The following is a 12,467-nucleotide window of genomic DNA, read 5'->3' on the forward strand; positions in this document are numbered from 1 at the left end:
ATCAGTTTTAAAGGTGCAGCAGTTGTTCGCGCTCTTCCGGCAGCGCTTCAAAACCGCGGGTTTCGTAATGTTTGAAGATAGTTTCGACGATTTGCCGCGGATCGTCGATCAGTTGGATCAGATTCATGTCTTCGGGATTGATCATGCCTTCGCTGATCAGCCTGTCCTTGACCCAGTCCAGCAGGCCCTCCCAGAACTCGCGGCAGCACAGGATGATGGGGATCTTGCGGCTCTTGCCGGTCTGTATCAGCGTCAGGGCCTCGAACATTTCGTCCAGGGTGCCGAAGCCGCCCGGCATCACCACGTAGGCGATAGCGTGTTTGACGAACATGACCTTGCGGCTGAAGAAGTGGTTGAACTTGATGCTCAGGTCTTGGTATTCATTGGGTTTTTGTTCGTGCGGCAGCACGATATTCAGCGCCACCGACGGGCTTCTGCCGTAGAATGCCCCTTTATTGGCGGCCTCCATGATGCCGGGGCCGCCCCCGGAAACAACGGAGAAGCCGGAGTCCGACAGCAGACGCGCGACTTCTTCGGTCAATTTGTAATACTTGTGGTCGCGCGGCGTGCGCGCGCTGCCAAAGATGCTCACCGCCGGCATGATGCCTTGCAAGGCTTCCGCCGAATCGACAAACTCCGACATGATCTTCATCACATGCCAGGCTTCGCGGGAACGGAAACGCTGCATCATCGCGTGACGATCGCTGGTTTGCGGTAATTTATCGGACAAGCTCATATTCTGCCTCTTTTTATGAAAACACTGTTATTGATCGACGGCTCTTCTTATTTGTACCGCGCCTTTCACGCGATGCCCGATTTGCGTTCTCCGGATGGCCGCCCGGTGGGGGCTGTCTATGGCATGGTGAACATGCTCAGGCGGCTGGAGAAGGAAGTGCAGTTCGATTATAGCGCCTGCGTTTTCGACGCCAAAGGCAAGACATTTCGCGACGACCTTTACCCCGAGTACAAGGCCAATCGCCCGTCGATGCCGGAGGAACTCGCCTCCCAGATTACGGCGGTCCATGAGGTGGTGCAAGCCTCGGGCTGGCCGATGCTGGTGGTGCCGGGCGTGGAGGCTGACGATGTGATCGGCACGCTGGCGCGCGCCGGCGCGGCCGCCGGCATGCGGGTGGTCATCTCCACCGGCGACAAGGATATGGCGCAGTTGGTGGACGGACAGGTGTCCATCGTCAACACCATGACCAATGAAACCTTCGACCGCGACGGGGTCAAGGACAAGTTCGGCGTGCCGCCGGAATTGATCGTCGACTATCTGACCCTGATCGGCGACAAGGTGGACAATGTGCCGGGCGTGGACAAGTGCGGGCCCAAGACCGCGGTCAAGTGGCTGGAGCAGTACGGCAGCCTGGACGCCGTCATCGCCCAGGCGGCGGAAGTGGGCGGCAAGGTGGGCGAGAACCTGCGCGCGGCGCTGGATTGGCTGCCCAAGGGCCGCGAGCTGATCACCATCAAGTGCGATGTGGATCTGAACGCGGACATGCCCTATGGCCTAGACAGTCTGCAGCACGGCCTCAAGGACAAGCCGCGTCTGGCCGAGCTGTATCAGGGCCTGGGCTTCCGCACCTTTTACCGCGAGGTGACCGAGGGCGAGGAGATGCCGGCGGTGGCGCAGACCGCGGGCGGAACCCAGGGCGACGATCTGTTCGCCATCGAGGCCGCGCAGGACAGCCCGGCTCTGCCGGAAACGGCGGCGGAGCGGCGCTATGAAACCATTCTGGAGGCCGCGCAGCTGGACGCCTGGCTGGCCAAGCTGGCCGCGGCGGATGTGGTGTCGCTGGACACGGAAACCACCAGCCTGGACCAGATGCAGGCGCGCATCATCGGCGTCAGCTTCTCGGTGCGCTCCGGCGAAGCCGCCTATCTGCCGCTGGGCCATCATTACGCCGGCGCGCCCGAGCAGTTGGACCTGGAGCGTAGCCTGGCCAAACTCAAGCCTTGGCTGGAAGACGCCGGCAAGAAAAAGTGCGGTCAGAACCTGAAGTACGACCGCCATGTGTTCGCCAACCACGGCATCCGCTTGGCCGGCGTGGTCGACGATTCCCTGCTGGCGTCCTATGTGGTGGAAAGCCATGAACGCCACAATATGGACGATCTGGCGCGCCGCCATCTGGGCGAATCCACGGTCAGCTACGAGGAGATCTGCGGCAAGGGCGCCAAGCAGATCGGCTTCGGCGAGGTGGACATCGACACCGCCGCCAATTACGCGGCGGAGGACGCCGATATCACGCTGCGCTTGAATCAATATTTCTCCGGCCTGCTGAACGGCCGCTTGCGCGAGGTCTACCGGGACATCGAGCTGCCGGTGGCCGAGGTGCTGTTCGCGATGGAGCGCCACGGGGTGCTGATAGACCGCGAACGTCTGGCGACGCAGAGCCATCAGTTGGGCACCGAAATGCTGAAGCTGGAAAACCAGGCCTACGATCTGGCCCGCCAGCCTTTCAATCTGAATTCGCCCAAGCAGTTGCAGGAAATCCTGTTCGGCAAGCTGGGCATTCCCACCAAGGGGGTGAAGAAGACCCCGTCCGGCGGCTACTCCACCGATGAATCGGTGCTGGAGACGCTGGCGCTGGAGCACCCGCTGCCCAAATGCATTCTGGCGTACCGCGGCCTGGCCAAGCTCAAGTCCACCTACACCGACAAATTGCCGCAGCTGATCAATGCGGCCACCGGCCGCGTGCACACCAATTACGCGCAGGCGGTGGCGATCACCGGACGCTTGGCCAGCTCGGATCCCAATCTGCAGAACATTCCGGTGCGCACCTCGGAAGGGCGTCGCGTGCGCGAGGCCTTCATCGCGCCGCCGGGGCATGTGATCGTCAGCGCCGATTATTCGCAGATCGAGCTGCGCATCATGGCGCATCTGTCCGACGACGCCGGCATGCTGCGGGCCTTCGCCAGCGGCGAGGACATCCATCGCGCCACCGCCGCCGAGGTGTTCGGCGTTGAGCTGTCCCAGGTCAGCGCCGATCAGCGCCGCGCCGCCAAGGCGATCAACTTCGGCCTGATCTACGGCATGAGCGCCTTCGGTCTGGCCGCGCAGCTGGACATCGAGCGCAGCGCCGCCCAGCAATACATCGACCGTTACTTCATGCGCTACCCGGGCGTGGCCGAGTATATGCAGACCACGCGCGAGACCGCGCGCGAGCAAGGCTATGTCGAAACCGTGTTCGGCCGTCGCCTGTATCTGCCGGAAATCAAGTTGTCCAATCCGGCGCGCCGCGCCGGCGCCGAGCGCGCGGCGATCAACGCGCCGATGCAGGGCACGGCGGCGGATCTGATCAAGCTGGCGATGATTGCGACGCAGGACTGGCTGCAAGGCGAGGGCCTGGGCAGCAAGCTGATCATGCAGGTGCATGACGAACTGGTGCTGGAAGTGCCGGACGCCGAGCTGGAGTTGGTCAAACGCCGCTTGCCCGAGATCATGGCCGGCGTGGCCAAGCTCAAGGTGCCCTTGCTGGCGGAAGTGGGCGCGGGGGAAAGCTGGGAAAGCGCGCACTGAGCCAGCTTTGCGTCGCCATCTGAAAGCCAGCCGCTCAGGCTGGCTTTTTTCATGCCTGTGTCGTTTTCCTGGTCCTGGTCTAAATGCTTGGCCAGACGGGCGTCGGCGGGAACAAGATCGGTTCCGTCCGCCTCGCTTTGCTTAATATATTAGCCAGGTACCCAATGAGACGGGGAGCCTGCGATGCGAACTCAGTCCGGTTTCACCCTGATTGAGGCCATGACGGTTCTGGCGATCATGCTGCTCTGTCTGGCGATCGCCGCGCCGGGACTGGGCCGTTTATTGTCGACGCAGCAATTGCGCAGCCATGCCCAGGCAATGGCCAATCTATTGCACTTTGCCCGTAGCGAGGCGCTGAGGAGCAAGCGGCCGGTATACGTGTGCGCGGCCAATCTGAAGCGCAATCTGCAATTGCAAGGCTGCGCCAAGCAGCGGCAGGTGTGGGACCGCGGCGCGTTGGTGTATGCGGATAAAGGGAGCGGCGCCCAGGCCGGCTACGACAGCCAGGAGCGTTTGCATCTGCTGGTGTTCGCCGTGGGCAAGGTCAGGATGCGCGCGGAACGGGATCAGCTGCAATTCATGCCGAACGGACGGCTGGCCCGCGGCCAGAGCGCGCGCCTGTTGTTGGAAAGCCCGCGCGCCGGCGTGTGCTTGACGCTGACGGTCAGCGCTCATGGCCGAGCGGAAGTCGGCAGGGCGGATCATGACTGCCCGGCCTGAGTCCGCCGTGCGCGGTGGCGCCTTGCTGGAAACCATGCTGGCCTTGTTCTTGGTCATGGTATCGATGCTGGCGCTGTCCTCGGTGCAATTGCGCGCTCTGCTGCATGGCCGCGACGCCTTGTTGCGGGCGGAGGCGATCGCGGCGGCGCTCGAACTGGGGGAGGCGGCGCTGTTGTGGCCGGAGACGGCGGCGGAGCAAGCGTCGGCGCAAGCTCAGGCGGATTGGGCGCGTTTGCGGCAGCGGCTGGAAGGCTTGGAAGGGGCGATTGAGGCGAGCTCATGCCGCGGCGCGCTGGACGCGATGACGGCGCTTTGCGAGCAGCGGGGCGCCGTTGCCTATGTGAGGCTGACTTGGACCGGCATGTCGGCAGGAGACGGCGCCGGTCGTTTTGAGCGTCGTTACGCGCTGGCCTTGGACGAACCTTGACCGTGGCGGCCCGCGCGCGCGTCCAGGGCTTCTCCCTGGTGGAAATGATGGTGGCGACGAGCATGGGGCTGCTGGTGTTGGCGCTGGCCTTGCAGGGGGCGTTGACGATGCAGGGCAGCTTGCGCGTGTTGGAGAACGGTTTGCGTCAACATCAGGATGGACAGTTCGCGCTGGCGCAATTGGCGGAAAGCTGGCGCAAGCATGGACGTTTCGCTTGCGCGCAGGCGATGGAGTCGCCGGGGCGAGGGTTCGAGGCGCCGGAAGGCATGCGCTTTCGCTACGGGGTTGGCGCGGCGGCGGTCTTGCTGGCGGAGGACGCGACGCGGACCACGCTGAGTTGGCAAGGCGAGGAGGATTGGGAAGAGGCGGCGCTGGCCAGTTGTTCCAGCCTGAGGCTGTTGAAGCGGGGCGAGCCGGGGCTGGAATGGCGACGGGAGGCCGGCGCGCATGTGCTGACCTGGCCGGGGGCGGCGAAGGCCGGGCTCTTGAGCGGCGCGGACATCGCCTCCTTGGAGGTCTTGGCCATCGCCTCGCAGCGTTACGTTCTGCGTCGCGAGGGTGACGATGGCGACGCGCTGTGGTTGGAGGAAAGCCTGCCCGGCAGAGCGGCGGAGCCGCCGCAATTGCTGGCGACGGGCGTGGCGGCGTTGAGGCAGCGCCTTGGCGTTCGCAGCGGGTGTCGACCATTGGCGCTGGCCTGGAGGGAGGGGCCGGAGCAATTGGGCGCGGAGGATTGGAAGCGGCTGTCGCGGGTGGAACTGGCGCTTGAGTTGCAAGCGGGCGGCCGCCGGCGGAGCTGGACTACGGTGGTGGCGCTGACGCCGGCCCTGCCGTGCGCGCTGGAGCCGGGCGGATGAGGGCCCGGCGGCGCGGAGCGGTGTTGTGGCTGATTCTGCCGCTGCTCAGTCTGCTGACGGTGTTGGCCATGGGCAGCGCGCGCTCGGTGGCGGTGGAGCAGCGCGCTACGCGCAACCTGGCGGAGGAGCGCGCATTGAGGCTGGCGGCCTTGCAGGCGTTGCGGGCGGCGGAACGGCGGACCTTGGATTTGAACCTCCGTTTCGAGGACGCTCTGACGAGCGAAGCCGGCATTCCCTGGCAAGGAGACGCCCGCGGCCTGGGCTGGTTCATGCCGGATTGCCTATCCGCTGTCGCCGGCGTCGGATACGGCTTGTGCGCGACCGAGCCCGATGTATGGAGGCGCAGCGTCCAGATCAACGGGGCGAGATGGCCGCTCTTGCATCCTTGCGGCCCCAGCCGCGGCTTGGAGGCGACGCCCGGCCGTCCGCCGGCGTCCTGCTTGCCGGCGCGGCCGCGCGCAGGGCAGCGCTGGAGTTCGCCGCGTTATGTGCTGGAATTGCTCAATCCGGCATTCCGGATCGCCGGCGTGGGCGGCCGTTTGTATCGAGTCAGCGTGAGGGTCTGGGGCGAGAGCGAGCGCGACATGCTGACCGTGCAGAGTTGGTTCTGGGCCGGGGCGGGCGCGCAGGCCGGCCGCGGCGGGCGTTTGAATTGGCGTTTGCCGGAGGAGGCGCAATGAGGACGCAAGCGGGCATGAGCTTGCTGGAATTGCTGACGGCGATGGCGGTGGCGGCCATTCTGGCCGCGATGGCCTGGCCGGCCTATCAGCAGCAGATATTGCGCGGGCAGTTGGCGGAGGCGCGCGCGGCGCTATTGGAGAATCTGCATTTCATCCAGCGCTGGCATCTGGAAAACCGCTCGGGATCCACTGCATGGCCGCCTCTGCCGCGACCCGCCACCCGCGATTTCGACATTCGGCTGGGCAGCGTCAGCCTGGGCTCGGACAGCGCCGGACAAGCCAGTTTCCGTTTGCTGGCCAAGCCCAGGGCCGGCCACCGTTTGGCCGGCCGCTTGCAGCTGAGCCTGGATCAGGACGGCAATCTGGCGCAATGCGGGCCGGAGGAGTCCGGCCCGCAGTCGTGCCGGGCCTGGGGAGATTAAGCGCCGTCGGCCGTTGCCGGCAGCTGGATCTTGCGGCAGCCTTGCGCCAGCACGCGGCCGCCGCGAGTGGTCAGGCGCGCTTGCTCGTCCAGCAGCGACCAGATCAGTTGTTGGCTGACGTAACGCTCGCCCTGAGCGACCTTGGCCGGCGTCAGCCGGTAGCGGTGATGGTTCCAGTTCAGCTGGATGGCGGCGCCGCTTTGCTGCTGCGGATACTCCACCACCACCATTTTGCTGCCGTTGCAGCGGTATTTGATGGTTTGCATGGCCGTGTCGGCGGAGGCCGACGCGGCGCAGGACGCGCTCAGCAGCGTTGCGCAGAGCAACGCTGGTTTCCATGCCTTCATGCTCCCTCCTTTTCCCTCCATGGGGCGACTTTCAGCAACAACACCATGCCGGGCAGCGCCAGCGCGGTGCACAACAGGAAAAAACTGGTCCAGCCTATGGCGTCGATGATGTAGCCGGTGGAGGCGTTGGCCAGGGTGCGCGGCACCGCCGCCAGACTGGTGAACAAGGCGAACTGGGTGGCGGTGTAGGCCGGGTGAGTGCTCTTGGCGATGAAGGCGACGAAGGCCGCGGTGCCAAGACCCACGCCCAGCGCCTCGAAGCCGATGACCACGGCCAGCATGCTCAGTTCATGCGCGCCGATGGAGGCGAAGCGGCCGTAGCTGGCCAGCCAGGCGAAGCCCAGGATGGACAGCACCTGCACCACGCCGAAGGCCCACAGCGCCCGGTTGATGCCCAGCTTGATCATCCACAGGCCGCCGAGCAGGCCGCCTATCACCGCCGGCCACAGCGCCGCGTGCTTGGCCACCAGGCCGATCTGGGATTTGGCGTAACCCATGTCCATGTAGAAGGGGGTGGCCAGCGAGGTGGCCATGCTGTCGCCCAGCTTGTACAGGAAGATGAAGCCCAGAATCCAGGCCGCGCCCTGCCAGCCCTGGCGGGTGATGAATTCATGGAAGGGTTCGACCACGGCTTCGCGCAGGGTCTTGGGCGCTTGACCGGCGAGCTTGGGCTCGCTGACTCGCAGCGTCATCAGTAGGCCGGGGATCATGAACAGCGCGGTGATCAGGAAGACCTGATCCCAGGAGATGTGATCGGCCAGGATCAGCGACAGCGAACCCGGAACCAGGCCGGCCAAGCGGTAGGCGTTGATGTGCACGGTATTGCCGAGGCCCAGTTCGTTGTCGCTGAGGATCTCGCGGCGATAGGCGTCCAGCACGATGTCCTGGCTGGCGGAGAAGAAGGCCACGCCCACCGCCAGCGCGGCGATGCTCCAGATGTGCTGGGCCGGATTGAACAGGCCGAAGCCGGCCATGGTGACGATCAGCGCCAGCTGGGTCAGCAGCATCCAGCCGCGACGGCGGCCCAGCAGCGGCGGCACGTAGCGGTCCATCAAGGGGGACCACAGGAATTTCCAGGTATAGGGCAGGCCGATCAGCGCGAACAGACCGATGGCCTTGAGGTCGACGCCTTCGCTGCGCAGCCAGGCGGGAAGCAGATTGATCAGGGTGTACAGCGGAAGACCGGAGGCGAAGCCGGTGAAGACGCAGATCAGCATCGTGCGCGAAAAGACGTCGCGCCGCCAGTCTATGGTTGTGTTGCTCATGGGCAGGCCAGTTTCTACGGATCGCGCGGCGAGACGAGCCCGCCGCTTGTTGTTATTGGCGCGCCACCCGGTAGAAGGCCAGGCTGCCGCGCAGATTGGGCATGAAAGTCACCCGTTTGACCCCGTTCATCACCACGCGTTCCACCACGCGCAGCCGATTCTTGGCGCACAGCGCTTCGAAGTCGCCGAGCATGCACCAGTGAATGTTGGGCGTATCGTACCACTGGTAGGGAATGGTGTCGGAGACCGGCATGTGGCCTTGCAGGATCTGCCAGCGGTTTTCCCAGTAGCCGAAGTTGGGAAACGTGACGATGGCTTCGCGGCCGACGCGCAGCATCTCGTTCAGGATCTGCTCGGTTTCGCGCATCGCCTGTATGGTTTGCGACAGCACCACGTGGTCGAAGGCGTCGCTGTCGAATTCGGCCAGGCCGGTTTCCAGATCGCCTTGCAGCGCGTTGACGCCGGCGTTTACGCATTTGACGACATTGCCGACATCCAGGTCCACGCCGTAGCCGACCACCTGTTTGTTGCGGCCCAGCCAGGACAGCAGCGCGCCGTCGCCGCAGCCCAGGTCCAGCACGCGGCTGTCGGGCGCGATCCAGTCGGCGATCAGGCGCAGGTCGGCGCGCAAGGGCGCCGTGGTTTGCGGAGCGTTCATGCTTGCACCTCCCGCGCCACGCGGTCGAGGTAGGCGCGCATCAATTGGACATAGGGCTCGTCGGTCATCAAGAAGGCGTCGTGGCCGTGGACGGATTCGATCTCGGCGTAGGACACAGGCCGGTTGGCGGCCACCAGCGCCTTGACGGTTTCGCGCGAGCGCTCAGGGGAGAAGCGCCAGTCGCTGGTGAAGCTGGCCACCAGAAAGCGGGCGCTGGCCTTTTTCAGCGCGGCGACGAGATCGCCGCCGAAGTCCTTGGCCGGATCGAAGTAGTCCAGCGCCTTGGTCATCAGCAGGTAGGTGTTGGCGTCGAAGGCGTCGGAGAACTTGTCGCCCTGATAGCGCAGATAGGATTCGATCTCGAACTCCACGTCGTAGCCGAAGCGGTACTCGCCGGAGCGCAGCATGCGGCCGAATTTCTCGCCCATGCCGTCGTCGGACAGATAGGTGATGTGGCCGAGCATGCGCGCCAGCCGCAGGCCGCGCCGCGGCAGCGCGTCGTGGGCGTAGAAATCGCCGCCGTGGAATTCGGGATCGGTGAGGATGGCCTGGCGCGCCACATCGTTGAAGGCGATGTTCTGCGCCGACAATTTGGGCGCGGAGGCGATCAGCAACGCGTGGGCGATGCGCTCCGGGTAGTCGATGCTCCATTGCATGGCCTGCATGCCGCCCAGGCTGCCGCCTATCACCGCCGCCCAGCGTTCCACGCCCAGCCGGTCCGCCAGCCGCGCCTGGCTGGTGACCCAGTCTGACACGGTGACGACGGGAAAGCCGGAACCCCAGGGCCGGCCGGTGGCCGGATTGACGCTGGACGGGCCGGTGCTGCCGTGGCAGCCGCCCAGATTGTTGACGCCCACCACGAAGAAGCGGCGGGTGTCTATGGGCTTGCCGGGGCCCACCATATTGTCCCACCAGCCGGCGGCCTTGTCGTCCGCCTGGTGCCGGCCGGCCACGTGATGATGGCCGGACAAGGCGTGACAGATCAGGATGGCGTTGCTTTTGGCGGCGTTGAGTTCGCCGTAGGTTTCGAAGCGCAGCTGATAGCCGGGCAGGACGGCGCCGCTGTTCAGCGGCAAGGGGGTATCGAACACGGCGGTTTGGGCCGTGACGATGCCGACGGAGTCGTGGAGGTCGGACATGGTGACTTGAGTGCCTCTTTTGCTATTTTCGGCATGCGCGGCGAGCCGGGGCCGGCTGCGCGCATGCTGTCGCTCCGCCGGCGGCCGGTCCATGCCGGCCATTCTCTGTCGCGGAGCCTCCTGTAGGCTACAGCCAGGACTTTAGCATGTCTTTCGCCGCCGGCGACAGCCGTCTTGCCAGCCGGGGCGGCGCGCCGGATAATCGGGCGACTTTCTTCCGCTGGCCCGCCATGTTCGGTCGTCTCTTCAAGTTTTTCGTATTGTGCGGCGTTTTGCTGATGCTGGCGCGCTGGCTGCTCAACCGGCGCCAGCGGCAGAGCCTGCACGAGCTGTTCAGCACCTTGGCGTTGGCGCTGCTGCTCAGCGCCGGGCTGTTTTCGCTGCTGTATCTATTGGGCTGGCATCGTCTTTAAGAGCGGTGCCGCCGCGTCCATCCTTGATCCCGCTCAGCGCTTCCGGGCGGCCTGCTTGCTAGACTGCCCGGCTTTGGGCTTTGTTTGGCGATGGATCTGACCCGGCATCTGCATACCTTTGGCTATTATCTGAAACGCCGCTTCGGCGAGCCGGTGCATAAATTGTCGCTCGCCGGCGATTTCACCTGTCCCAACCGCGACGGCACGCTGGGGCGCGGCGGCTGCACCTTTTGCAATGTGCGCAGTTTCGGCCGCGACCCGGCCGCCTTGTCTATCAGCGAGCAGTTGGCGCGGGAGAAGGAGAAGACCGACCGCGCGCGGCGCTACCTCGCCTATTTCCAGGCTTATACCAGCACTTATGCCGAAGCCGAGCTGCTGCGCCGGCTGTACGACGAGGCGCTGGCAGGCGCCGATGTGGTGGGCCTGTGCGTCGGCACCCGGCCGGATTGCGTGCCGGACGCCGCGCTGGCCCTGCTGGCGGAATATCAGGACCAAGGCGGCGAGGTGTGGCTGGAACTGGGCTTGCAGACCGCGCATGACCAGACCCAGGTCTTGATCCGGCGCGGCCACGGCCTGGCCGAATATCGCGACGCGGTGCGACGCGCGCGCCGGCACGGGCTCAAGATTTGCACCCATCTGATCGCCGGACTGCCCGGCGAGGACGCCGCCGCCGTCCACGCCTCGCTGGACACGGTATTGGATATCGGCGTGGAAGGGCTGAAGCTGCATCCGCTGATGGTGGTGCGCGGATCGCGGATGGCGGCGCAATACCGGCGCGGCGAAGTGACGCCGTGGAGCCTGGACGACTACGCCGAGCTGGCGGCCAGCCTGATCCGCCGCACGCCGCCGCAGGTGGTCTACCATCGGGTGTCGGCCACCGCGCAAGCGCCCACCTTGATCGCGCCGGACTGGTGCGGGCCGCGCTGGACCGCCTTGCAGGCCATAGGCCGGCGCCTGGCGCGCGACGGCGGCCAGGGCAGCGCCTTGGGTCAGGCCTGGCGGGCGGATGCGGAGCCGCTTGCGTAAATTATCGGCGTGGTCGATTGTCAGATTCAGGAGCCGCTCCCGACTCATGGGGGTAAAGACTGGAGACACCGCCATGCTGATCAAGAAGCCCGCCGATATTCCCTCGTCGGACATCACGCCGGAAGGCGTGTATTTGAACCGCCGCCACTTCATGCTGGGCAGCGCCGGCTTGCTGCTGTCCGCCGAGACGCTGGCGGCGCTGGCCGCCAAGAAAAGCCCCTTGTCGACGCTGGCCGGCAACGACAAGGCCAATAGCCTGAAAGAGATTGCCGGCTATAACAATTTCTACGAGTTCGGCACCGACAAGTCGGACCCGGCGGCGAATGCCGGCAGCCTGAAAACCCGTCCCTGGAACGTGCTGGTGGACGGCGAGGTGGCCAAGCCGCGCAGCTTCGGCATCGAGCAATTGCTGAAAATGCCGCTGGAGGAGCGCGTTTACCGGCTGCGCTGCGTCGAGGGCTGGAGCATGGTGATTCCATGGGTGGGCTTTCCGCTGGCCAGTCTGCTCAAGCAGATGAACCCGACCTCGCGCGCCAAGTACGTGGCCTTCGAAACCCTGCAGCGGCCGGCGGAAATGCCCGGCCAGCGCGGCCGGGTGCTGGACTGGCCCTACCGCGAGGGCCTGCGCATGGACGAAGCGATGCATCCGCTGACCATTCTGGCCGTCGGCCTGTACAACGATGTGTTGCCCAATCAGAACGGCGCGCCCATCCGCCTGGTGGTGCCGTGGAAATACGGTTTCAAGAGCATCAAGTCCATCGTGCGCATCCATCTGCAGGAAACCATGCCGGCCACCAGTTGGAATAGGGCCAATGCGCGCGAGTACGGTTTCTATTCCAATGTGAACCCGGAGGTGGATCACCCGCGCTGGAGCCAGGCCAGCGAGCGCCGCATCGGCGAGTTCTTCAAGCGCAAGACGCTGATGTTCAACGGCTACGCCGATCAGGTGGCGGGTTTGTACCGCGGCCTGGATCTGCGCAAGAATTATTGATG

14 protein-coding genes are annotated in these 12,467 nt (G+C 65.1%); 9 read left to right on the top strand and 5 right to left on the bottom strand.

Translation table 11 applies throughout. The features are described 5' to 3' along the window. Nucleotides 1-7: 7 nt before the first annotated feature. Nucleotides 8-736, bottom strand: a complete 729-nt coding sequence (locus tag HQN78_RS21640; protein ID WP_048413174.1) for a TIGR00730 family Rossman fold protein — start codon at nucleotides 734-736, stop codon at nucleotides 8-10. A 15-nt stretch (nucleotides 737-751) separates the two neighbouring features. On the opposite strand from HQN78_RS21640, the gene polA reads away from it, so the two are divergent. From polA to HQN78_RS21670, 6 genes are all read left to right on the top strand, one after another. Further along, the gene (gene polA, locus HQN78_RS21645) at nucleotides 752-3,520 is read left to right on the top strand and encodes a DNA polymerase I (RefSeq protein ID WP_235086152.1); all 2,769 of its coding nucleotides are present in this window, start codon (nucleotides 752-754) and stop codon (nucleotides 3,518-3,520) included. 183 nt (nucleotides 3,521-3,703) lie between these two features. Next, complete coding sequence (locus HQN78_RS21650; protein WP_235086154.1) at nucleotides 3,704-4,240, top strand: GspH/FimT family pseudopilin; 537 nt, start codon at nucleotides 3,704-3,706, stop codon at nucleotides 4,238-4,240. Beyond that, a complete protein-coding gene (locus tag HQN78_RS21655) occupies nucleotides 4,224-4,667 on the top strand; it encodes a hypothetical protein (protein ID WP_235086157.1) in 444 nt (147 codons plus the stop codon). Before HQN78_RS21650 ends, HQN78_RS21655 begins: the two co-directional genes overlap by 17 nt. A 2-nt stretch (nucleotides 4,668-4,669) precedes the next feature. Next, nucleotides 4,670-5,524, top strand: coding sequence for a PilW family protein (locus tag HQN78_RS21660; protein WP_235089887.1), 855 nt, complete (start codon nucleotides 4,670-4,672; stop codon nucleotides 5,522-5,524). A 23-nt stretch (nucleotides 5,525-5,547) separates the two neighbouring features. Then, nucleotides 5,548-6,204: a hypothetical protein gene (locus tag HQN78_RS21665; protein ID WP_235086159.1), complete on the top strand. Its 657-nt coding sequence runs from the start codon at nucleotides 5,548-5,550 to the stop codon at nucleotides 6,202-6,204. Next, a complete protein-coding gene (locus HQN78_RS21670) occupies nucleotides 6,201-6,626 on the top strand; it encodes a type IV pilin protein (RefSeq protein WP_158274413.1) in 426 nt (141 codons plus the stop codon). Before HQN78_RS21665 ends, HQN78_RS21670 begins: the two co-directional genes overlap by 4 nt. Here the strand turns inward: HQN78_RS21670 and HQN78_RS21675 are convergent. From HQN78_RS21675 to HQN78_RS21690, 4 genes are read right to left on the bottom strand one after another with little or no spacing between them, the layout of a single operon-like run. Further along, a complete protein-coding gene (locus HQN78_RS21675) occupies nucleotides 6,623-6,973 on the bottom strand; it encodes an MliC family protein (RefSeq protein WP_235086162.1) in 351 nt (116 codons plus the stop codon). The genes HQN78_RS21670 and HQN78_RS21675 overlap by 4 nt on opposite strands. Further along, nucleotides 6,970-8,238: an AmpG family muropeptide MFS transporter gene (locus HQN78_RS21680; protein ID WP_235086164.1), complete on the bottom strand. Its 1,269-nt coding sequence runs from the start codon at nucleotides 8,236-8,238 to the stop codon at nucleotides 6,970-6,972. The genes HQN78_RS21675 and HQN78_RS21680 overlap by 4 nt, the downstream gene beginning before the upstream one ends. A gap of 52 nt (nucleotides 8,239-8,290) precedes the next feature. After that, nucleotides 8,291-8,896, bottom strand: a complete 606-nt coding sequence (gene metW / locus HQN78_RS21685; RefSeq protein WP_227105300.1) for a methionine biosynthesis protein MetW — start codon at nucleotides 8,894-8,896, stop codon at nucleotides 8,291-8,293. Next, a complete protein-coding gene (locus tag HQN78_RS21690) occupies nucleotides 8,893-10,035 on the bottom strand; it encodes a homoserine O-acetyltransferase (protein WP_107801990.1) in 1,143 nt (380 codons plus the stop codon). The genes metW and HQN78_RS21690 overlap by 4 nt, the downstream gene beginning before the upstream one ends. Nucleotides 10,036-10,181: 146 nt before the next feature. On the opposite strand from HQN78_RS21690, the gene HQN78_RS21695 reads away from it, so the two are divergent. The 3 genes from HQN78_RS21695 to msrP all read left to right on the top strand — a co-directional run bounded on the left by HQN78_RS21695 (nucleotide 10,182) and on the right by msrP (nucleotide 12,465). Then, nucleotides 10,182-10,448 (top strand): hypothetical protein, encoded by a 267-nt coding sequence (locus HQN78_RS21695; RefSeq protein WP_227105299.1) that lies wholly within the window; start codon nucleotides 10,182-10,184, stop codon nucleotides 10,446-10,448. Between the two features lie 90 nt (nucleotides 10,449-10,538). Next, complete coding sequence (locus HQN78_RS21700; RefSeq protein ID WP_235086167.1) at nucleotides 10,539-11,474, top strand: TIGR01212 family radical SAM protein; 936 nt, start codon at nucleotides 10,539-10,541, stop codon at nucleotides 11,472-11,474. 73 nt (nucleotides 11,475-11,547) lie between these two features. Then, a complete protein-coding gene (gene msrP, locus HQN78_RS21705; RefSeq protein ID WP_107800747.1) occupies nucleotides 11,548-12,465 on the top strand; it encodes a protein-methionine-sulfoxide reductase catalytic subunit MsrP in 918 nt (305 codons plus the stop codon). The last annotated feature ends 2 nt before the right edge of the window (nucleotides 12,466-12,467 follow it).

The sequence above is a fragment of the Chromobacterium sp. Beijing genome (assembly GCF_021496765.1).
GTDB lineage: Bacteria > Pseudomonadota > Gammaproteobacteria > Burkholderiales > Chromobacteriaceae > Chromobacterium.

Excerpts from the sequence above, each read along its gene's own strand:
- HQN78_RS21640 (WP_048413174.1), bottom strand. The coding sequence starts at position 736 with ATGAGCTTGTCCGATAAATTACCGCAAACCAGCGATCGTCACGCGATG.
- polA (WP_235086152.1), top strand. The coding sequence starts at position 752 with ATGAAAACACTGTTATTGATCGACGGCTCTTCTTATTTGTACCGCGCC.
- HQN78_RS21695 (WP_227105299.1), top strand. The coding sequence starts at position 10,182 with ATGTCTTTCGCCGCCGGCGACAGCCGTCTTGCCAGCCGGGGCGGCGCG.
- HQN78_RS21680 (WP_235086164.1), bottom strand. The coding sequence starts at position 8,238 with ATGAGCAACACAACCATAGACTGGCGGCGCGACGTCTTTTCGCGCACG.
- HQN78_RS21675 (WP_235086162.1), bottom strand. The coding sequence starts at position 6,973 with ATGAAGGCATGGAAACCAGCGTTGCTCTGCGCAACGCTGCTGAGCGCG.
- HQN78_RS21670 (WP_158274413.1), top strand. The coding sequence starts at position 6,201 with ATGAGGACGCAAGCGGGCATGAGCTTGCTGGAATTGCTGACGGCGATG.
- HQN78_RS21650 (WP_235086154.1), top strand. The coding sequence starts at position 3,704 with ATGCGAACTCAGTCCGGTTTCACCCTGATTGAGGCCATGACGGTTCTG.
- msrP (WP_107800747.1), top strand. The coding sequence starts at position 11,548 with ATGCTGATCAAGAAGCCCGCCGATATTCCCTCGTCGGACATCACGCCG.
- metW (WP_227105300.1), bottom strand. The coding sequence starts at position 8,896 with ATGAACGCTCCGCAAACCACGGCGCCCTTGCGCGCCGACCTGCGCCTG.
- HQN78_RS21700 (WP_235086167.1), top strand. The coding sequence starts at position 10,539 with ATGGATCTGACCCGGCATCTGCATACCTTTGGCTATTATCTGAAACGC.
- HQN78_RS21690 (WP_107801990.1), bottom strand. The coding sequence starts at position 10,035 with ATGTCCGACCTCCACGACTCCGTCGGCATCGTCACGGCCCAAACCGCC.
- HQN78_RS21655 (WP_235086157.1), top strand. The coding sequence starts at position 4,224 with ATGACTGCCCGGCCTGAGTCCGCCGTGCGCGGTGGCGCCTTGCTGGAA.